16 protein-coding genes and 1 tRNA gene are annotated in these 19,559 nt (G+C 68.7%); 14 read left to right on the top strand and 3 right to left on the bottom strand.

Translation table 11 applies throughout. From position 1 onward, the window contains the following. Window positions 1-10: 10 nt before the first annotated feature. The 7 genes from JI752_RS08340 (at window position 11) to JI752_RS08310 (ending at window position 7,911) form a co-directional block, all read left to right on the top strand. Window positions 11-1,339 (top strand): acetylglutamate kinase, encoded by a 1,329-nt coding sequence (locus tag JI752_RS08340; protein ID WP_216962168.1) that lies wholly within the window; start codon window positions 11-13, stop codon window positions 1,337-1,339. Next, window positions 1,336-1,956, top strand: a complete 621-nt coding sequence (locus JI752_RS08335; protein ID WP_216962165.1) for a GNAT family protein — start codon at window positions 1,336-1,338, stop codon at window positions 1,954-1,956. Before JI752_RS08340 ends, JI752_RS08335 begins: the two co-directional genes overlap by 4 nt. Next, window positions 1,953-2,921: an N-acetyl-gamma-glutamyl-phosphate reductase gene (argC, locus tag JI752_RS08330; protein ID WP_216962162.1), complete on the top strand. Its 969-nt coding sequence runs from the start codon at window positions 1,953-1,955 to the stop codon at window positions 2,919-2,921. Before JI752_RS08335 ends, argC begins: the two co-directional genes overlap by 4 nt. Then, window positions 2,918-4,210: an argininosuccinate lyase gene (gene argH, locus JI752_RS08325; RefSeq protein ID WP_216962160.1), complete on the top strand. Its 1,293-nt coding sequence runs from the start codon at window positions 2,918-2,920 to the stop codon at window positions 4,208-4,210. Before argC ends, argH begins: the two co-directional genes overlap by 4 nt. A gap of 91 nt (window positions 4,211-4,301) precedes the next feature. Next, window positions 4,302-5,438, top strand: coding sequence for a serine hydrolase domain-containing protein (locus JI752_RS08320; RefSeq protein WP_216962157.1), 1,137 nt, complete (start codon window positions 4,302-4,304; stop codon window positions 5,436-5,438). Window positions 5,439-5,464: 26 nt separating this feature from the next. Beyond that, window positions 5,465-6,631, top strand: coding sequence for a glutamate 5-kinase (proB, locus tag JI752_RS08315; protein ID WP_216962141.1), 1,167 nt, complete (start codon window positions 5,465-5,467; stop codon window positions 6,629-6,631). Beyond that, the gene (locus tag JI752_RS08310; RefSeq protein WP_216962138.1) at window positions 6,628-7,911 is read left to right on the top strand and encodes a glutamate-5-semialdehyde dehydrogenase; all 1,284 of its coding nucleotides are present in this window, start codon (window positions 6,628-6,630) and stop codon (window positions 7,909-7,911) included. The genes proB and JI752_RS08310 overlap by 4 nt, the downstream gene beginning before the upstream one ends. Before the next feature lie 11 nt (window positions 7,912-7,922). On the opposite strand, the gene JI752_RS08305 is transcribed toward JI752_RS08310, so the two are convergent. Both JI752_RS08305 and JI752_RS08300 read right to left on the bottom strand, forming a co-directional pair. Next, a complete protein-coding gene (locus tag JI752_RS08305; RefSeq protein WP_216962135.1) occupies window positions 7,923-8,768 on the bottom strand; it encodes a D-hexose-6-phosphate mutarotase in 846 nt (281 codons plus the stop codon). Window positions 8,769-8,939: 171 nt separating this feature from the next. Next, a tRNA-Pro gene (locus JI752_RS08300) sits at window positions 8,940-9,016 on the bottom strand. Window positions 9,017-9,199: 183 nt separating this feature from the next. Here JI752_RS08300 and hisS point away from each other — a divergent pair. Next, complete coding sequence (hisS, locus tag JI752_RS08295) at window positions 9,200-10,582, top strand: histidine--tRNA ligase (protein WP_216964164.1); 1,383 nt, start codon at window positions 9,200-9,202, stop codon at window positions 10,580-10,582. Between the two features lie 147 nt (window positions 10,583-10,729). After that, window positions 10,730-12,616 carry an aromatic amino acid lyase gene (locus tag JI752_RS08290; RefSeq protein ID WP_216962132.1) on the top strand — a complete coding sequence of 629 codons (1,887 nt, stop codon included), beginning with the start codon at window positions 10,730-10,732 and terminating at the stop codon, window positions 12,614-12,616. A gap of 60 nt (window positions 12,617-12,676) precedes the next feature. Here JI752_RS08290 and JI752_RS08285 read toward each other — a convergent pair whose 3' ends face one another. Then, window positions 12,677-14,512: a diguanylate cyclase gene (locus tag JI752_RS08285; RefSeq protein ID WP_216962129.1), complete on the bottom strand. Its 1,836-nt coding sequence runs from the start codon at window positions 14,510-14,512 to the stop codon at window positions 12,677-12,679. 248 nt (window positions 14,513-14,760) lie between these two features. Here JI752_RS08285 and JI752_RS08280 point away from each other — a divergent pair, with 248 nt between their 5' ends. The 5 genes from JI752_RS08280 to hisB are packed head-to-tail and all read left to right on the top strand — an operon-like array spanning window position 14,761 to window position 19,514. Then, complete coding sequence (locus JI752_RS08280; protein WP_216962126.1) at window positions 14,761-15,087, top strand: YerC/YecD family TrpR-related protein; 327 nt, start codon at window positions 14,761-14,763, stop codon at window positions 15,085-15,087. 11 nt (window positions 15,088-15,098) lie between these two features. Next, complete coding sequence (gene hisG / locus JI752_RS08275; RefSeq protein WP_216962123.1) at window positions 15,099-16,013, top strand: ATP phosphoribosyltransferase; 915 nt, start codon at window positions 15,099-15,101, stop codon at window positions 16,011-16,013. Between the two features lie 26 nt (window positions 16,014-16,039). Further along, a complete protein-coding gene (gene hisD, locus JI752_RS08270; protein WP_216964162.1) occupies window positions 16,040-17,341 on the top strand; it encodes a histidinol dehydrogenase in 1,302 nt (433 codons plus the stop codon). Then, window positions 17,338-18,438: a histidinol-phosphate transaminase gene (hisC, locus tag JI752_RS08265; RefSeq protein ID WP_216962120.1), complete on the top strand. Its 1,101-nt coding sequence runs from the start codon at window positions 17,338-17,340 to the stop codon at window positions 18,436-18,438. Before hisD ends, hisC begins: the two co-directional genes overlap by 4 nt. Then, the gene (hisB, locus tag JI752_RS08260; RefSeq protein ID WP_216962117.1) at window positions 18,435-19,514 is read left to right on the top strand and encodes a bifunctional histidinol-phosphatase/imidazoleglycerol-phosphate dehydratase HisB; all 1,080 of its coding nucleotides are present in this window, start codon (window positions 18,435-18,437) and stop codon (window positions 19,512-19,514) included. Before hisC ends, hisB begins: the two co-directional genes overlap by 4 nt. Window positions 19,515-19,559: the final 45 nt, after the last annotated feature.

Raw genomic sequence — 19,559 nt, 5'->3', positions numbered from 1 at the left:
ACGCTCAAAGATGAATGACACTCGCGACATCCAAACCCGCCAGACCATCGTGCGCCTGCTTTCGAGCATGGCCAGCGCAAAGGAAATCTCGCAGTACCTCAAGCGCTTTTCGCAGCTGGACGCCAAGCGCTTCGCCGTGGTCAAGGTCGGCGGCGCAGTGCTGCGCGATGATCTGGAAGCACTGACGTCCTCGCTCGCGTTCCTGCAGGACGTTGGCCTGACGCCCATCGTCATCCACGGCGCCGGCCCGCAGCTGGACGAGGAGCTTTCCGCTGCCGGCATCGTCAAGCAGACCGTAAATGGCCTGCGCGTGACGTCGCCGGAAGCGCTCGCCATCGTGCGCCGCGTGTTCCAGTCGCAGAACCTCAAGCTGGTCGAAGCGTTGCAGGCGTTCGATGCGCGTGCCACCTCGATCGTGTCCGGCGTGTTCGAAGCCGATTACCTCGACCGCGACACCTACGGGCTCGTCGGCGAAGTGAAGCGCGTCAACCTCGCGCCGATCGAGGCCAGCCTGCGCGCGGGCTCGATCCCGGTGATCGCAAGCCTGGGCGAAACCGCCGGCGGCCAGATCCTCAACGTCAACGCCGACTTCGCCGCCAATGAGCTGGTGCAGAAGCTGCAGCCGTACAAGATCGTCTTCCTGACCGGCACCGGCGGCCTGCTCGACGACAACGGCCGCGTGATCGATTCGATCAACCTGTCGACCGAGTACGACCACCTCATGTCGCAGCCGTGGATCAACGGCGGCATGCGCGTGAAGATCGAGCAGATCAAGGACCTGCTCGACAAGCTGCCGCTGACGTCGTCGGTGTCCATCACCAAGCCATCGGAGCTGGCGAAGGAGCTGTTCACGCACAAGGGCTCCGGCACGCTGGTGCGCCGCGGCGAGCGCGTGCTGCAGGTGACGCAGTGGAACGAGCTGGACCTGGAGCGTCTGCGCGGGCTGATCGAATCCGCCTTCGGCCGCCGCCTGCTGCCGGACTACTTCGAGCGCACGACGCTGCATCGCGCCTACGTCAGCGAGAACTACCGCGCCGCCGTGATCCTCACGGCCGAGGACGCCGGAACCTACCTCGACAAGTTCGCCGTGCTCGACGAAGCGCAGGGTGAAGGCCTCGGACGCGCCGTCTGGCAGGTGATGCGCGAGCAGAATCCGCGCCTGTTCTGGCGTTCGCGCCATGGCAATCCGGTCAATCCGTTCTACTACGCCGAGTCCGACGGCTGCCTCAAGCAGGAGAAGTGGAAGGTCTTCTGGTACGGCATGGACGGCTTCGGCGAAATCGCACGTTGCGTGGACCACTGCGCGACGCGCGTTCCCACACTGGCGGACCCGACATGAGCGACGTAGCGTTCCTCGACCCGGTGGTCCTGGAAGGCCGCCACGTGCGCCTGGAACCGATGGAGGCCGCGCATGCGCCCGAACTCGCCCAGGCCGCGCGCGACGGCGAGCTGTGGACGTTGTGGTTCACCAGCGTGCCGTCGCCCGACAGCATCGACGCCCACGTCGCGACGATGCTCGAACGTCGGCACAAGCGCACCTTTCTGCCGTTCGTCGTGCGCCTGCGCGAGACCGGCGAGGTCGTCGGCCAGACCACGTTCTGCAACGTCGACCACGAGCACCGTCGTGTCGAGATCGGCTACACCTGGTACTCGCGGCGCGTGCAGCGCACGGCGGTGAACACCGAAGCCAAGCGATTGCTGCTGGGCCACGCGTTCGAAGCCTGGAAGTGCATCGCGGTGGAGTTCCGCACCAACTGGTTCAACGAGCGCTCGCGTGCCGCCATCGCGCGCCTGGGCGCCAAGCAGGACGGTGTGCTGCGCAACCACATGCGCATGCCCGACGGTTCCTTCCGCGACACCGTGGTGTTCTCCATCATCGAATCCGAATGGCCGGCCGTGAAGCGCAATCTCGAGCACCGGCTGCAGCAGCACGAACAAGGGAGTGAGCTGACGTGAAGAAGACCGTTGGCATCGTCGGCGCGCGCGGCTACGTCGGCGCCGAACTCATCCGGCTGATCGCCGGCCATCCGAACTTCGAATTGTCGTTCGTGTCCTCGCGGGAACTCGTCGGCCAGCGCGTGGCCGACCATTTCGAAGGCGTGGCCGGAATCGATCCGGAACTTCGCTACACCGCGCCGGCGCACGAGGAATTGCCGGGGCTGGGCGCGGACGCGGTGGTGCTCGCGCTGCCCAACGGCAAGGCGGCGGCCTGCGTGGCGGCGTTCGACGCGGCGGGGATGGACCCGGTGATCGTCGATCTGTCGGCCGATTATCGTTTCGACGACGGCTGGTACTACGGCCTGCCGGAACTCACCCGCGCGAAGTACGACGGCCAGCGCCGCATCAGCAACCCGGGCTGCTACGCGACCGCGATGCAGCTGGCGGTGGCGCCGATGCTCGATGCGCTGTCCGGGCCGGTGCAGTGCTTCGGCGTGTCCGGCTATTCCGGCGCCGGCACGTCGCCGTCGGACAAGAACGATCCGGACAAGCTGCGCGACAACCTCATGCCCTACGCGCTGACCAATCACGTCCATGAGCGCGAGGTCACGCGCCAGCTTGGGCACGAAGTGCAATTCCTGCCGCACGTCGCGCCGCATTTCCGTGGTTTGACGATCACCGCCAACCTGCCGCTGTCGCGCGTGTTCGAACGCGACGAGGTGATGGCGCGTTATCGCGAACGCTACGCGGGCGAGCCGATGGTGGAGGTGCTGGACGAGGCGCCGTGGGTGAGCCGCATCGCCGGCCGCCATCACGTCGAGCTGGGCGGTTTCACGCTCGCGCCGGACGGCAAGCGGCTGGTCGTGGTCGCCACCGAGGACAACCTCCTCAAGGGCGCGGCGACGCAGGCGTTGCAGAACCTCAACCTGGCCTTCGGGCTGGACGAACGCGCGGGCATTCCCGCGATGGAGCAGGCGGCATGAGCGGATTGTTGTGGCAGAAGCCGGGCGTGAAGGTGGATGCGCGCATCCAGCATTTCCTCGCCGGCGACGACGTGATCCTCGACCGCGAGTTCTTCCTGTTCGACATCGAGGCCAGCCGCGCGCACGCGCAGGGACTGCAGCAGATCGGCATCCTCACGGCCGGGGAACTCGCCGGCCTGGAGCATGAGCTGAGCGTGCTCGCCGCCGATTTCAGCGCCGGTGCGTTCGTGCTGGACGATCAGTACGAGGACGGCCATTCCGCGATCGAAGCGCGCCTGGTCGAACGCCTCGGCGATGCCGGCAAGAAGATCCACACCGGCCGCAGCCGTAACGATCAGATCCTCGTCGCCACGCGCCTGTGGCTCAAGGACCGCCTCGCGCGCGTGTACGCCACCTGCCGCGAGAGCGCCGAGGTCGCGCTCGCCCGCGCCGAGGCCGAGCAGTCGATCGCGCTCCCCGGTTACACGCATCTGCAGCGCGCCGTCGTGTCCTCGCTGGGCATGTGGTGGGCCGCGTGGGCGGAAGGTTTCATCGATGATGCGCAGCGCGCCGCGCAGACGTTGGCCTGGGTGGATGCGAACCCGCTTGGCAGCGCTGCCGGCTACGGCGTGAACCTGCCGCTGGCGCGCGACCACACCACGCAGGCGCTTGGCTTCGGCCGGCTGCAGGTGTCCGCCGCCTACGCGCAGCTGTCGCGCGGCAAGTTCGAGATGGCGGCGATCGAGGCGTTGTCCTCCGCGCTGCTCGACCTGCGCCGACTGGCCTGGGACCTGAGCCTGTTCACCAGCGCGGAGTTCGGTTTCGTCGCACTGCCCGCGCAATACACCACGGGCAGCTCGATCATGCCCAACAAGCGCAACCCGGACGTGATCGAACTCATGCGCGCCAGCTACTCCGCCGCCGCCTCCGCGCGCACGGAGATCGAACAGCTGCTCTCGCTACCCTCGGGCTATCACCGCGATCTTCAGTTCTCCAAGGGCGCGATCTTCCACGCCTTCGGCCGTGGTCTGGATGCGCTGGAGCTGCTCCCGGACCTGCTGCGCAACCTGGAGTGGAAGACCGAGCGCATGCGTGAAGCGCTGGATCCGTCGATGTACGCCACCGACCTGGCCGTCGACATGGCGCGCCAGGGCCTGCCGTTCCGCGAGGCCTACCGCCAGGCGGCGGACCCGGCACGCTGGGCGCAGGGCGATCCGGAGGCCAGCCTGAAGGCGCGCGTCTCGCCGGGTGCATCGGCGGATCTGCGCCTGGACGCGTTGAAGTCGCGCCTGTCCGCGTTGGCCTTGTAACCTCCGGCACAGGCCACGCGCGGGGGCGCGGGCTTCAATGCAGTCGCAGTTCCGGCATCTCACGGTTCCAACCATGATGAAGGGGAACACCATGCGAGGTTGCTTCATCGCACTGCTGACGTCCGCGCCGCTGCTTGCTTTCGCGCACGGGATTCCGACTCCCGGCGCGATCGATGCCCAAGTCGCGCGCGTGATGCGCGAGACGGGCGCGAAAGGGCTCGCCATCGCCGTGATCGACGAGGGCCGGCCGGTGCACGTCGCCGCGCACGGCGTGCGCAACGAGGCGGGCGAACCGTTGCAGACGGACACGATCATGTACGGCGCATCGCTTACCAAGGCAGTGTTCGCTTACACGGTGATGCGGCAGGTGGAGCAGGGCCGCTTCGGCCTGGACACGTCCTTCGCCGAGCTGCTGCCCAAGCCGTTGCCCGAGTACCACTCCAGCGACATCGCCAATCGCTACGCCGACTGGACCGCGCTGGACGAGCGCTGGCGCCGGCTGACACCGCGCATCGCGCTGACGCACGCCACGGGGTTCGCCAATTTCGGATTCCTCGAACCCGACGAGAAGCTGCACTTCCACTTCGATCCGGGCGCGCGCTACGCCTATTCGGGCGACGGGCTGAACACGCTGCAGTTCGTGATGGAGACGGGGCAGGGCATCGACGTCGGCGCGCAGGCCGCGAAGATCTTCGACGAGTTCGGCATGACGCGCACGAGCCTGGTCTGGCGCGCGGATTTCGCCGGCAACCTCGCCGACGGCTGGGATGCGAATGGCAAGGTCGAGCCGCACGACGAGCGCTCCAAGGTGCGGGCCGCTGGTTCGATGGACACCACGATCGCGGACTTCGCGAAGTTCGCGGCGGCGTTCGTGCGCGGCGATGGGCTCTCGCGCGAAGGGCGGGCCGAGATGGTCCGTCCGCAGCGGCCGATCACGACGAAGTCGCAATTCCCGTCATTGCAGCCGGAACTCCCTGTAAACCTGCGACGCAAGGACCTCGCGGCCGGGCTGGGCGTGGTGGTCTTCGATGGGCCGCAGGGTCCTGGCTTCTTCAAGGGTGGGCACAACGACACCACGGGCAACACCTGGGTGTGCGTCGAGCGGCACCAGCGCTGCGTGGTGATCCTGTCGAACGATGTGCGCAGCGAGAAGGGGTTTGCGGGCCTTGTGCGCTTCGTGCTCGGCCAGACCGGTGTGCCTTACGAATGGGAATACGGAACGCAGTAAGCTCCATGCATGCGGGAGATGAACGGATGAGTGCAGGCGATTTCAATGCGCAGCCGCTGCCGGACTGGCGCCGCGCCGTGCTCAAGGTCGGCAGCAGCCTGCTTGCAGGCGACGTCGGTGCCGGCAATGCGAGCGGCCTGGACCCACGCCATGCCGTCGCGCTCGCGCACTTCATCGAACAGTCCCGCGCGCGGCAACGCGAGGTCGTGCTGGTGTCGTCCGGCGCGGTCGCGGCGGGACGACATCGCGTCGGCGCCGGTGGCGACGGCCTGGTGCTGCGGCAGGCGTTGGCCTCGCTTGGGCAGGCGTCGCTGGTGACGTTTTGGCAGCAACTGGTCGATCGGCCCGTCGCGCAGGTGCTGCTCACCCACGACGACTTGCGCAATCGTCGCCGCTACCTCAACGCTCGCGCTACCTTGCGCGAACTGCTGCGGCTGGGCGCGTTGCCCGTCATCAACGAGAACGATGCCGTCGCTGTCGACGAACTCAAGCTCGGCGACAACGACAACCTCGCCGCCGCGGTGGCATCGCTGGTCGACGCGGACCTGCTGCTCATCGCCACCGATATCGGCGGCCTGTACAGCGCGCACCCGCGCGATCCGTCGGCGCGACCGGTGGAGCGGGTAGAGAAGATCACGCCCGAACTGCTCGAAGCCGCCAGCGGCGGCGCCGGAATGCTCGGAACCGGCGGCATGCGCACCAAACTGGAGGCCGCGGCGAAGGCGGGTGCGGCGGGCATCGCCACCGCGCTGTTCTGCGGACGCGATGCGGAGGTGGTGCAGGCGCTGGAACACGATCGCCTGCACGGCACGCTGGTGGCCGCGCAGGGTGATCGGCTGCGTGCGCGCAAGCAATGGCTGCGGCATGCGCCCGCGTCGGGACGCCTGCAGGTGGATGCGGGCGCGTTCGCGGCGCTGCATCGGCAGGGCGCGTCGCTGCTGCCGGGCGGCGTCGTTTCGGTGGAAGGCGATTTCCGCCGCGGCGATGCGGTGGAGATAGTGACGGGCACCGAGTCCGCGGTGTTCGCGCGCGGGCTGGCCCAATACAGCGCCAGCGAGATCCGCCGCATCGCACGCCACCACAGCAATGAAATCGAAGGCCTGCTCGGCTTCCGCTACGGCGAGTCGGTGGTGCATCGCGACGACCTGGTGCTGCTCGACGCCGCACCCGCGCACACGGAGACCATGCCATGAGCGGCTACGTCCGCCACCTGGCCGAACGCGCACGCGAAGCGGCGACCCACATCGCCCGGCTCGACGGGGACGCGCGCCGTCGCCTGATCGAACGCATGGCCGAAACGCTTTCGCACCGGCGTGCCGACGTGCTCGCCGCGAATGCCGAAGACATGGAGCGCGGTCGCGCCGGCGGCCTGGGGGTCGCGGTGCTCGACCGCCTCGCCCTGGATGACGCCCGAATCGACGCGATCGCGAACGGGTTGCGAGAGGTTGCGGCGCAGGCCGATCCGCTCGGGCAGGTCACACGGCGTGAAGTATTGCCCAATGGCCTGGTGATCGAGCGTCAGCGCATTCCGCTGGGCCTGATCGCGATGATCTACGAGGCGCGCCCGAACGTGACCGCGGACGCCGCCGCGCTGTGCCTGAAGGCCGGCAACGCGGTGCTGCTGCGTGGCGGCTCGGAGGCCCGCGCCAGCAATGCCGCCATCGCCGCCTGCCTGCATGCCGCATTGCGCGAGGAAGGGCTGCCGGAGGCGGCGGTGTCGTTGGTGTCCGATCCCGCGCGCGAGCACGTGCTGGAACTGCTGCAACTGTCCGACCTCATCGACCTGGCCATCCCGCGCGGTGGCGAGAGCCTGATCCGCTTCGTCGCCGAACACGCACGCGTGCCGGTCATCAAGCACTACAAGGGCGTGTGCCATCTGTACGTCGATCGCGCGGCCGACGTGGCGCGTGCGCTGGACCTGCTGGTGGACGGCAAGGCCTCGCGCCCGGGCGTGTGCAACGCGCTGGAGACGCTGCTCGTGCATCGCGACATCGCCGGGCGCTTCCTGCCCGAAGCGATACGGCGCCTGTCCGATTCAGGCGTCGAAGTACGCGGCTGCGAGCGGACGCGGGCGATCGTGCCGCAAGCCAAGGCGGTGACGGACGCCGACTACGACGCGGAGTACCTCGACCTCATCATCGCGGTGCGCGTGGTGGACGACCTCGACGACGCGCTGGCGCACATCGCGCGCCACGGTTCGGACCACACCGAGGTGATCGCCACGGAGGATGCGGCGGCGGCCGATGCCTTCGTGCGCGGCACGCGCAGCTCGGCCGTGATGGTCAACGCGTCCTCGCGTTTCAACGACGGCGGGCAGTTGGGCCTGGGCGCGGAGATCGGCATCTCCACCACGCGGCTGCACGCCTACGGTCCGATGGGCGCGGAATCGCTCACCATCGAGCGCTTCGTGGTGCGGGGGGGCGGGCAGGTGCGGCATGCCGGATCGCGCGAAACGCACCCGCGCGCCGACTGAGCGACGCGGACTCACACGCGCAGTCGCTGCGAACCCTGCCAGCGTTCGCCCGGCGCCAGCGTGATCGGCTCGATCACCGTCGCCGCCTCGACGCAGACGAACCGCAGGTGCTCGGCGGCGCCCAGATCGCCCATCGAAGCGGCCAGCGTCGCGCCGGGGTTCCAGACAACCGCGTCGTGGAAACCTTCGCTGTCGATATGCAATGCCGTGTCGCCGTCCTGCAGGAGCAGGCGCGGCGGCGCGGCGGCGTAGATCCGGTCGAGTTCGCCCTCGAACTGCACCGGCGCGCCTGAGGCGGGCATCGCCATGCCCTTGCGGGCGCTGTCCTCGTAACCGACGGCTTCCAGCCCGCGCAGCGCGGTCGCGGCCAGCCGGCCGACCCGAAGGTAAGTGTGCAGCGCGGCGGTGAAGGCGAAGGGCGAGGCGTCACGATTGAGGATCTCCAGCCCCACCTCCAAGGCGCCTGGCGACAGCGCGACCTGCAATCGCGCGCGGAAACGCGACGGCCACTGCGCGAGCGTGTGCTCGTTGTCCTGGAGTTCGAGCACGGCGACTTCGCGGTCCGCGTCGGTTGCCTGGATGCCGACGAAGTCCCATTCCAGCAGCCGCGCGAAACCGTGCTTGGGCAGCGGCCCGCGTCCGGCGAACTGCGGAAAGATCACCGGAATGCCGCCGCGTATCGCCACACCGGGCCCATGGCTGGCGCGCGGGCTCAGGTAAAGGCATTCGCGTGCCGGCGCCGGCTTCCATGACAGCACCTGTGCGCCCTGCAGTGCGAGCTCCGCGCTGGCGTCGCCAAGACGCAGGCGCAGACCGGGGCGGTCGTGGAGTTCGACGGATTCGACGGTGAGGGACATGGCGCGGGGCCGGATTGGACTGCAGGCATCATGCCCGAGTTCGCAGAGCGGCCTTCGTGCCCAACCGGGCGCCCGAGGCAAGCGGTGTTCGCGCGATGGCGGGGTCGGAAACGAAAAACGCCGGCATTGGCCGGCGCTTTCTGGTTCAGCTACCGCACGTTTGTGCGGAGTTGGTCGGGGAGACAGGATTTGAACCTGCGACTTCTACGTCCCGAACGTAGCGCTCTACCAGGCTGAGCTACACCCCGACTGCTGAGCCGCAAATTCTAGTCAGTTCGACGGGGGCGAGGCAAGGGGTCGGATGCAATTTCCTTCAGCGATCGTGCGGCGACTGGGGGAAATCCGGGGGCAGCCGCTAAACTGTCGACGTTTTCTCCTCGCACCGCCCCCTTCCGGCCGCCCCAGGCGGCCCGATGTCACTGGAGTTCCGCTTGATCAAGCCGCGCACCCCGCCCGGGGTCATGGAGCTGCTGCCTCCTGACCAGATCGCCTTCCAGCGCATGCTGGACACGATCCGCCGCAATTTCGAACGCTTCGGCTTCCTGCCGGTGGAAACGCCGGTGATGGAGCTGTCGGAGGTGCTGCTGACCAAGTCGGGCGGCGAGACCGAACGACAGGTGTATTTCGTCCAATCGACCGGCGCGCTGGAGAAGCAGGGCGACGGCATGCCCGAGCTGGCGCTGCGCTTCGACCTGACCGTGCCGCTGGCGCGCTATGTCGCCGAGCACGAGCACGAACTCGCATTCCCGTTCCGCCGCTACCAGATGCAGCGCGTGTACCGCGGCGAGCGTGCCCAGCGCGGCCGCTTCCGCGAGTTCTACCAGTGCGACATCGACGTGATCGGCAAGGACGCGCTGAGCGTGCGTTTCGATGCCGAGCTGCCGGCGGTGATCCACGCGGTGTTCTCCGAACTGGACATCGGCGCGTTCACCATCCAGCTCAACAACCGCAAGCTGATGCGCGGCTTCTTCGAAGCGCAGGGCGTGGCCGACGGCGAACTGCAGGCGCTGGTGCTGCGCGAGGTCGACAAGCTCGACAAGCGCGGCGAGGACTACGTGCGCGAAACGCTGACCGGCGAGGGCTTCAACCTGCCGGCCGAAGGCGTGGAGAAGATCCTGGATTTCGTGAAGGTGCGCTCCACCTCGCACGCCGACGCGATCGCCAAGCTCGACGCGCTGGGCGAAGGCAGCGACGCGCTGCGCGAAGGCGTGGCCGAGCTGCGCGAAGTGCTTGAACTCGTGCGCGCGCTCGGCGTGCCGGAAACGCACTACGCGCTCAACTTCTCCATCGCGCGCGGCCTGGACTACTACACCGGCACCGTCTACGAGACCACGCTCAACGACTACCCGCAGATCGGTTCGATCTGCTCGGGCGGCCGTTACGAGAACCTCGCCAGCCACTACACCAAGTCGAAGCTGCCCGGCGTGGGCATCTCGATCGGCCTGACGCGCCTGTTCTGGCAGCTGCGCGAGGCCGGCCTGCTCGGCAGCGCTTCGGGCAGCACGGTGCAGGCGATGGTCGCGCTGATGGACGGCGATTCGCTGCCCGACGCGCTGGACATCGCGCGCCGCCTGCGCGCGGCCGGCATCAACACCGAGATGCAGATGGAAGCGCGCAAGATCGGCAAGCAGTTCCAGTACGCCTCGCGCGCCGGCATCCGCTTCGTCGTGCTGACCGGCGAGGACGAGCGCGCACGCGGCGTCGTCGCGGTGAAGGACCTGCTGCGCGAGGAGCAGTTCGAAGTCGCGCGCGAGGAACTGGCGAGCACGCTGCGCGTGGAACTGGAGCAGGCGCAGGCGCTGGCTGGCCGGTGAGCTTTTTCTCCTCCCCCTGCCTGCGGGGGGAGGTCGGGAGGAAGTAGCAAGACGCGTTGCGCCGAGCGCTTGCACGAGCCACTTCACCCCAGCGCGACTCTCCTCTGCATTCGCAGGGGAGGGAGCTGCAATCACAACGGAATAACCATGAAACCGATCCGACTCGATGGCCGTTCCCTTACTCGAGCACAACTGGTCGATGTCGCTTACGGCGCGCACGTCGAACTCTCGCCCGACCAGCTTCCCGCGGTAACGCGCGCCGCCGAGTTCCTGGCCGAACAGGTCAGGCGCGAGGAGCCCATCTACGGCGTGTCCACCGGCTTCGGCAGCAATGCCGACCGCCTGCTCGGAAACCATCGCCTTCGCGATGAGCTCCCCGGCGCCACGCGTTCGAAGGAGACGCTGCACGAGGAGCTGCAGCGCAACCTCATCGTCACGCATGCAGTGTGCGTGGGCGAACCGTTCGCGCCGGAAATCGTGCGCGCGATGCTGTGCATTCGAATCAATACGCTGATGCGCGGGCACTCGGGCATCCGCGTGGAGACGCTGCGCGCACTCACCTCGATGCTCAACGCCGGCATCGTGCCGGTGGTGCCGCAGCTGGGCTCGGTCGGTGCATCCGGCGACCTGGCGCCGCTGTCGCACCTGGCGATCGTGCTGCTCGGTGGCGGCGAAGCGTTCTACGAAGGCCGGCGCATGCCGGGCGGCGAAGCGCTCGAGCTCGCGGGCCTGGCGCCGATCACGCTGTCGTACAAGGAAGGCCTGGCGCTGAACAACGGCACGGCGCAGATGCTGGCCTGCGGCGTGCTCGCGCTGGACCGGCTGGAAGACCTGCTCGACACCGCCGATCTCGCCGCGGCGATGACCATCGACGCTTTCGCCGGCCGCCTGGGCGCGTTCGCCGAAGAAGTGCACGCACTGCGCCCGCATCCGGGCCAGGTGCACAGCGCGGCCAACCTGCGCATCCTGCTGGACGGCTCCACGCTGGCCGACATTCCGTACCACCTGGTGCCGAAGTTCCGCGCCTGGCAACCGGGCAGCTGGGATTCGGAGCAGGCGCAGTCGCTGCGCTTCGACATCGGCTGGGATTGGGTGCCGATGTCGCAGCGCCACGGTCGCGAGAAGTTCTACGAGCGCTTCCGTCCGTTCCGCGGCGGCAAGAAGCACCAGCCGCAGGACAGTTACTCGCTGCGCTGCATCCCGCAGGTGCACGGCGCGGTGCGCGACGCGATCGCGCAGGCCGCGCGCGTGCTCGACATCGAACTCAATGCGCTGACCGACAACCCCATCGTCTTCCCCGATGCGAAGGCGAAGTTCGTCGAGCAGCAGGTGATTTCCGCCGGTCATTTCCACGGCATGCCGCTGGCGCTGGCGATGAGCTACGTGAAGGCGGCGATCCCGGTGCTGGCGAGCATTTCCGAGCGCCGCCTCAACAAGCTGGTCGATCCGGCGACGAACGACGGCCTGCCGGGCTTCCTGATCGGCAACGAGGACTCCACCGAGTCCGGCCACATGATCGTGCAGTACACGGCGGCGGCGATCGTCAACGATCTGGCCAGCCGCGCGCATCCGGCGTCGGTGTATTCGATTCCGACCAGCGCCAATGCCGAGGACCACGTGTCGATGGGCGCGAACGAAGCGCGTCACGTGCTGGCGATGGCCGACGATCTGGGCAAGGTGATCGCGCTGGAGCTGTACACCGCGGCGCAGGCGCTGGATCTTCGCCGCGACATGATCAATGCGGCGCGCGACCTGGCAGGCCGCGCGGATGCGGCGGCGCTGGCGGCGAAGGTGTCGGGCGGTCCGACGCCGGGAACGCTGGAGTACGACGCGTTCCTGGACGAGGTGGAAGCGCTGCGCGCGGAGCTGGCGTCGGCGGAGGAGTTCCACCCCGGTCGCGCGGTCGCGTTGGCGCATGCGGCGATCCGCGAAGCGATTCCGTTCCTCGACCGCGATCGCGCGCTCGACGGCGAAGTCGCCACGGCGGTGCGTCTGGTGCGCGAGGGAACGATCCTGGGCGCGGCGCGGGGCTGATTCGCCGCGCCTTTACCGTCATCCCGGCGAAGGCCGGGATGACGTGACGCATCCCTCACCTCACGCCGGCTCCTCCTGCGACGTCCGCACGCAGTCGCGACCGTCGGCCTTGGCCCGATAGAGCGCCTGGTCGGCCAACTGCAGCAGCGGGTCGATGCCGGCGACGGCCAGCGTTTCGATCGCGTGGACGCCGATGCTCGCCGTTACGTTGATTTCGTGCGTGCCGCTGCGGAACGGCGCTTCGCGCAGATGCTGGCGCAGGTCTTCGGCCACCTGCGTGGCGGCGGCGAGGTTCAGGCCCGGCAGCACGACGACGAACTCCTCTCCGCCAAAGCGCGCCAGCAATGCGTCCTGGTGCGGGCGCAAGGCGTGGCCCAGCGTGCGTGCGGCCCAGCGCAGGCATTCGTCGCCGACCAGATGGCCGTGGCGATCGTTGATGAGCTTGAAGTTGTCCAGGTCGATCATCAGCAGCGACAGCGGGCGGCGATGCTCGCGCGCCTGGCGCAGCAGCGCGTCGAAACGGTCACGGAAATGGCTGCGGTTGTGGAGCCCGGTGAGGGCATCGCGCTGGCTGGATTCGCGCAGCCGTGCGTGGGCGTCCTCCAGCTGCACCAGCGCGCTGCGCAACTCCGCGGTGCGCTGTTCGACCTTGTGCTCCAGTTGATCCTTGGCCTCGCGCACGATGCGTTCGTTCTCGTTGCGTAGTTGCGCGTAGCGGTGGCCCAGCGCGACGGACAGCAACAGCATCTCCAGCGCCGAGCCGATCTGCACGCCGTACTCGGTGAGGAAGTTCTTCGGCGTCAGGCCGAACGCGACACCGACGAACAGTCCCGTTCCCAGCAGGAACATCGCCCACGCCAGCAGGAACAACTTGGCGGGCGCATAGCCGCGGCGCACCACGGCGATCGACACCACCGCGATCCAGGCGATGCTGATCAGCACCGCGGCAGACGCCAGCGGCGTGGAGATGTGATACGGCAGCCAGGTGGAGGCGATGCCCAACAGCGCGAAGAACGCGATCAGCACCAGCCCGACGCGATCCCCGCGCGGCCAGCGTTCGCGCAAGCCCAGGAAGATGCGCGCGAACTGCTGCATGCCGATCTGCGCCAGGCAGATCGACAGCGGCACCATGCGGTCGCTCAGCCATGAACTGTTCGGCCACAGGTATTCGAAGCCCAGCCCGTTGAGCGTGAACAGCACCAGCCCGAACGCGGACAGGTGGAACAGGTACCAGAAGTAGCTGGCGTCGCGCAGGCTCAGCCACAGCGCCATGTTGTAGAAGAACAACGCCAGCAGGATGCCGTAGTACGCACCGATCACGAACTGCGCATCGCGCGAGAGTTCGGCGAAGGCCACCGGTGTGAACAGCGACAGCGGCACCTGCATCGAGCTCTCGCTCTGCACGCGCACGAACAGGTCCACGGGTTCGCCGCGCGGCAGCGTCACCCAGAAGTTGGGGTGTCGATAACGGATGCTGCGGGCGCTGAAGGGCAGGTGGTCGCCGCCGGCCTGGAACGCGGTGCGGCCATCGGGATAGCGCGCATAGACGTCGATGCGATCGCTGAGCGCGTAGCTCTGCACGAGCAGCCAGCGCGTCTCGGCGTTGTCGCGGTTGACGACGCGCGCGTGGAACCAGAACGCGCCGTCCTGGAAGCCGAAGGCGGTTCGACCGTCGGGCAACGGCGCGAAGCGGCCTTCGTCCAGCCATCGCTGCGCGGAGGCGAAGTCGCCATCGCCCTGCGTGTCGTGGACATAGCGCATCGCCGGGGCGAGTGGCACCTCGGTGCGGTCATGGCGCAGTTCGATCAATCCCGCTGGCGGAGCGGCCAGTGCCGGAAACAGCAGCAGGCACAGGCCTGCAAGGCACAGCCGGACCCAACGTGGCGCACGTCCCATCTCATCCCCTTGCCAGTCACCGAAACGTCGGTCACCGGTCCTGGCCGCAGCTGGCGGTCCCGCGGGGTAGGCGGGGGCGAGCCTCAACCGTCCCGGGCTTCGCTGCGCCGGTGACGCCATCGTCACTATCGCTATAGACGGCGTGAACGCCGCGTTCAGGCCGCGCTGCCGGAAACAGGTCCGGAGGGTTGACGCGGGTCGCTGACGGAAGGTCTAATGTATTAACGCGTTAATACATTGACCCGGATATGAAGCGTCGACCCCTCGAAAGCGAGCGCAGTGAGGAAAACCTGGCCTTCCTGGCCTCCGCGCTGCTGACCCTGCGCACGGTGGAGGAGGTCCAGGCCTTCCTGGAGGACCTGTGCACGCCGGCCGAGCTGGAGGCGATGGGCGACCGCTGGCGCGTCGTCCCGCTGCTCCAAGACAGCGTCCCGTACCGCGAGATCCACGACCGCACCCAGGTCAGCGTCACCACCATCGGCCGCGTCGCCCGCACGCTGGAGCGCGGCGCGGGCGGCTACGGCATCGCCGCCGGCCGCCTGGCCGTACCACCCGCCGCCACGAACGCCGGCTGATCGAGACCCCCATGAGCCCGTCCCCCAACACGCCGGCGCGCGACCGCCTGCGCATCGCGATCCAGAAATCCGGCCGTCTCGCCGATCCGGCGCGCGCCCTGCTGACCTCCTGCGGCCTGAGCTGGCGCGAGAGCCGCGACCGCCTGTTCTGCTACGGCGAGTCGCTGCCCGTCGACCTGCTGCTGGTGCGCGACGACGATATCCCCGGCCTGATCGCCGAAGGCGTGTGCGACCTGGGCATCGTCGGCCGCAACGTGCTGCTCGAACAGGGGTCCGATCGCGCGGGCAACGGCGCCGCGCCGTCGTTCCGCGAATTGCGTGCCCTGGGTTTCGGCGGCTGCCGCCTCGCGCTCGCCGTGCCCGACGCATGGGACTGGCAGGGGCCGGAACAACTGGCGGGCAAGCGCATTGCGACCAGCTATCCGGGCCTGCTGTCGAAGTGGCTGGCCGAGCAGAACATCGACGCGAAGGTGGTGCTGTTGTCGGGCTCGGTCGAAATCGCGCCGCGGCTGGGGCAGGCGGACGCGATCTGCGATCTGGTGTCCAGCGGCGCGACGCTCGCGGCCAACCAGCTCAAGCCGGTGACGACGCTGCTGGAAAGCGAAGCCGTGCTCGCCGGTCCCGCCGAAACCCTGGACGCCACGCGCGGCGAACTCGCCGACCTGCTGCTGCGCCGGCTCGACGGCGCGCTGCGCATCCGCCACAGCAAGCTGTTGCTGTTCCAGGCGCCGCGCCGTGTGCTGCCCGACTTGCTGCCGCTGCTCCCCGATGCAGAAGCACCGACCGTGATGCGCCTGGACGACGGCGACGACCTCGCGCTGCAGGCGCTGTGCCACGGCGCGGTGACCTGGCAGCGGCTGGAGGAACTCAAGCGCGCCGGCGCGCGCGGCCTGATGGTGCTGCCGGTGGAGGGCATGCTGGCATGAACGCCGTCGCCACCACCGAAACCGTAATGCGCCGCGTCGACTGGCGCCAGCTCGATGAGCGCACGCAGGCCCAGCTGCTGCGCCGTCCCGCCCAGCTCACTTCGACCACCACGGCCAGCGCGGTCTCCGCGATCATCGAGGAAGTGCGCGACCGCGGCGACGCCGCGCTGCGCGCCTTCGGTGCACGATTCGACGGCATCGAACTGGACGAGTTCGCCGTCGGCGAAGACGAATTCCGCGCGGCCGACGCCGCCCTTTCCGACGCACTTCGCCAGGCCATCGACGAAGCCGCCGAACGCATCGCCATCTTCCACCGCGCCGGCATGACCGCGCCGTACACCGTCGACACCGCGCCGGGCGTGCGCTGCGAACGCGTGCTGCGCCCGATCCAGCGCGTCGGCCTGTACGTCCCCGCCGGTTCCGCGCCGTTGCCGTCCACCGCGCTGATGCTCGGCGTGCCGGCGCAGTTGGCCGGATGTCCGGAGATCGTGCTGTGCACGCCGCCGCGTCGCGACGGCAGCGCCGATCCGGCCGTGCTCTACGCCGCGCGGCGATGCGGCATCGCGCGCGTGTTCAAGGTGGGCGGCGCGCAGGCCATTGCCGCGCTCGCCTACGGCACGGCCACGCTGCCGCGCTGCGACAAGCTGTTCGGGCCGGGCAACGCCTACGTGACCGAAGCCAAGCGCCAGGTCGCGATGGACCAGGACGGTGCGGCCATCGACATGCCGGCCGGCCCGTCCGAAGTCCTGGTGATCGCCGATGCCGGCGCGAACCCGGCGTTCGTCGCCGCGGACCTGCTCTCGCAGGCCGAGCACGGCCCCGACTCGCAGGTGCTGCTGCTGTGCGACGACGATGCGCTGCTCGATGCGGTGGCCGACCAGGTGGCGCTGCAGTTGCAGGCGCTGCCGCGCGCGGATATCGCGCGGCGTGCGTTGCAGTCGTCCAGTGCGATCCGCGTGGACTCCATCGAACAGGCGCTCCAGATCAGCAACCGCTACGCGCCCGAGCACCTCATCCTCGCCCTGCGCGACGCACGCGCATGGCTGCCGCGCGTCACCGCAGCCGGCTCGGTGTTCCTCGGCGACTGGGCGCCCGAAGCACTGGGCGACTATTGCAGCGGCACCAATCACGTTCTGCCCACCAGCGGCGCGGCGCGCTTCGCCGGTGGCATCAACGTGGCCAGCTTCCAGGTGGCGATCACGGTGCAGGAAGTGCAGCCGCGCGGCATCGAAGCGATCGGCCCCTGCGCCGTCGAACTGGCGCGTGCGGAAGGACTCGACGCGCACCTTCGCGCGGTCGCACTGCGCCTCGAGGCGGTGGCACCGTGAACGCCATCGTCGACACCGCATCGCCGAGCCCGCTCGTGCTGGTGCGCGAGGACCTGCGCGATTTCGCCGGTTACCGATCCGCGCGCAGCGACCGGATGCGGGGCGACGTCTGGCTCAACGCCAACGAATCGCCGTGGCCGAATCTCTCCGACCGCGACGGCGCGCTGCGCCGCTATCCCGATCCGCAGCCGCAGGTGTTGTGCGACGCACTCGCGACGCTCTACGGCTGCGCGCCGGAGCAACTGCTCGTGGGTCGCGGCAGCGACGAATGCATCGATGTGCTGGTGCGCGCCATATGCCGCCCCGGCGGCGATGCGATCATCGTCAACACGCCGACCTTCGGCATGTATGCCGTCAACGCGCGCCTGCACGGAACGCGCATCGTCGACATTCCGTTGCGCGAGCGCGACGGCGAATGGCGCTGCGATTTCAACGCCGTGACCGAGGCCGCGCTGACGCAAGGCGTGCGGCTGGTGTTCCTGTGCTCGCCCGGAAATCCGACCGGCGCGTTGCTGCCCCAGGGTGAAATCATCGCGCTCGCGCAGCGGCTGCAGTCACGCGCGCTGGTCGTGGTCGACGAGGCCTACATCGAGTTCGCCGACGCGCCCTCGGCGACGCGTCTCATCGACACCCAGCGCAACATCGTCGTCCTGCGCACCTTGTCGAAGGCGCACGCGCTGGCCGGTGCCCGCATCGGCAGCGTCATTGCCGACGCGCAGCTCATCGAGGTGCTGCGCCGCTGCCAGGCGCCGTATCCGTTGCCTGCCGCATGCGTAGACGAGGCCCTGCGCGCGCTTGCCCCGCACGCCGCCTTGCAGACGCGCACGCGCATCGCCCAGGTGCGCGGCGAGCGCGACAGGCTGGTGCAACAGCTGGCTGGATCGCCGGGCATTCGTCGCGCCTATCCATCGCATGGCAACTTCGTGCTGGTGTGTTTCGACGACGCGCAGGCCGCGCTCGACCGTCTGCTCGCGGCAGGCGTGGTCGTGCGCGACATGCGCGCGACGCCAGGCCTGGAGGACGCGCTGCGCATCAGTCTGGGCACGCCGGAACAGAACGCCCTCGTGGCTTCGATCCTGCGCGGAGGCGCCGCATGAGCGCCACGCCCATCCTGTTCGTCGACCGCGACGGCACGCTCATCGAGGAGCCGGGCGATTTCCAGATCGACCGCTTCGACAAGCTGCGCTTCGTCGCGGGCGTCATCCCGGCGATGCTGCGCCTGCGCGACGCCGGCTACGAGTTCGTGATGGTCACCAACCAGGACGGCCTGGGCAGCGACGCCTTCCCGCAGGCGGACTTCGACGGGCCGCACGCGCTGATGATGCAGGTCTTCGAAAGCCAGGGCATCGTCTTCCGCGACGTGCTCATCGACCGCAGCCTGCCGGCGGAGAACGCGCCCACGCGCAAGCCCGGCATCGGCCTGGCCCTGCCGTTGCTGCGCGATCGCGGCATCGACTGGTCGCGCTCGGCGATGGTCGGCGATCGCGACACCGACACCGCCTTCGCCCGCAACCTCGGCATCCGTGCGTTCCAGCTGCGCACGGAACAGTTCGGCGGCGAGTGGGACTGGCGCGGCATCGCGCATGCGCTGGCCGACGCGCCGCGCACCGCGCGCGTCACGCGCAACACGCGCGAGACGCGCATCGACGTCGCGCTGGACCTGGACCGCGTTGCCGACCCGAAGGTGACCACCGGACTGGGTTTCTTCGATCACATGCTCGAACAGCTCGGCAAGCACGGCGGTTTTGCGCTGGAACTGCGCTGCGAAGGCGATCTGCACATCGACGAGCACCACACCGTCGAGGACAGCGCGCTCGCATTCGGGCAGGCGCTGCGTGAAGCCCTGGGCGACAAGCGCGGCATCGGTCGCTACGGCTTCACGCTGCCGATGGACGAATCGCTGGCCAGCGCGGCGCTGGATTTCTCGGGGCGCCCGTACTTCGTGTTCGAAGGCGACTTCGCCCGTGACCGCGTCGGCGGCCTGCCGACGGAACTGGTGCCGCACTTCTTCCGCTCGCTGTGCGACGGCGCCGGCCTGAACCTCAATCTTCGCGTGCAAGGCGAGAACGACCACCACAAGGTCGAAGCCTGCTTCAAGGCCGTCGCGCGCGCACTGCGCCAGGCGGTGCGACGCGAAGGCCACGAGCTGCCGAGCACGAAGGGCACGCTCTGATTCCCATGCATGACGGCGGTATTCGAATGAACCCGAGAGCAGTGC

It is taken from the genome of Lysobacter sp. MMG2, from assembly GCF_016735495.2.
Classification (GTDB): Bacteria; Pseudomonadota; Gammaproteobacteria; order Xanthomonadales; family Xanthomonadaceae; genus Lysobacter_J.
This window is presented reverse-complemented; position numbering and strand designations above follow the sequence as displayed.

What these genes read in the sequence shown, in the direction of transcription:
- JI752_RS08305 (WP_216962135.1), bottom strand. Translation starts at nt 8,768, where the DNA reads ATGTCCCTCACCGTCGAATCCGTCGAACTCCACGACCGCCCCGGTCTG.
- proB (WP_216962141.1), top strand. Translation starts at nt 5,465, where the DNA reads ATGAGTGCAGGCGATTTCAATGCGCAGCCGCTGCCGGACTGGCGCCGC.
- JI752_RS08285 (WP_216962129.1), bottom strand. Translation starts at nt 14,512, where the DNA reads ATGGGACGTGCGCCACGTTGGGTCCGGCTGTGCCTTGCAGGCCTGTGC.
- JI752_RS08320 (WP_216962157.1), top strand. Translation starts at nt 4,302, where the DNA reads ATGCGAGGTTGCTTCATCGCACTGCTGACGTCCGCGCCGCTGCTTGCT.
- JI752_RS08280 (WP_216962126.1), top strand. Translation starts at nt 14,761, where the DNA reads ATGAAGCGTCGACCCCTCGAAAGCGAGCGCAGTGAGGAAAACCTGGCC.
- JI752_RS08290 (WP_216962132.1), top strand. Translation starts at nt 10,730, where the DNA reads ATGAAACCGATCCGACTCGATGGCCGTTCCCTTACTCGAGCACAACTG.
- hisB (WP_216962117.1), top strand. Translation starts at nt 18,435, where the DNA reads ATGAGCGCCACGCCCATCCTGTTCGTCGACCGCGACGGCACGCTCATC.
- hisG (WP_216962123.1), top strand. Translation starts at nt 15,099, where the DNA reads ATGAGCCCGTCCCCCAACACGCCGGCGCGCGACCGCCTGCGCATCGCG.
- JI752_RS08340 (WP_216962168.1), top strand. Translation starts at nt 11, where the DNA reads ATGAATGACACTCGCGACATCCAAACCCGCCAGACCATCGTGCGCCTG.
- hisD (WP_216964162.1), top strand. Translation starts at nt 16,040, where the DNA reads ATGCGCCGCGTCGACTGGCGCCAGCTCGATGAGCGCACGCAGGCCCAG.
- argH (WP_216962160.1), top strand. Translation starts at nt 2,918, where the DNA reads ATGAGCGGATTGTTGTGGCAGAAGCCGGGCGTGAAGGTGGATGCGCGC.
- JI752_RS08335 (WP_216962165.1), top strand. Translation starts at nt 1,336, where the DNA reads ATGAGCGACGTAGCGTTCCTCGACCCGGTGGTCCTGGAAGGCCGCCAC.
- JI752_RS08310 (WP_216962138.1), top strand. Translation starts at nt 6,628, where the DNA reads ATGAGCGGCTACGTCCGCCACCTGGCCGAACGCGCACGCGAAGCGGCG.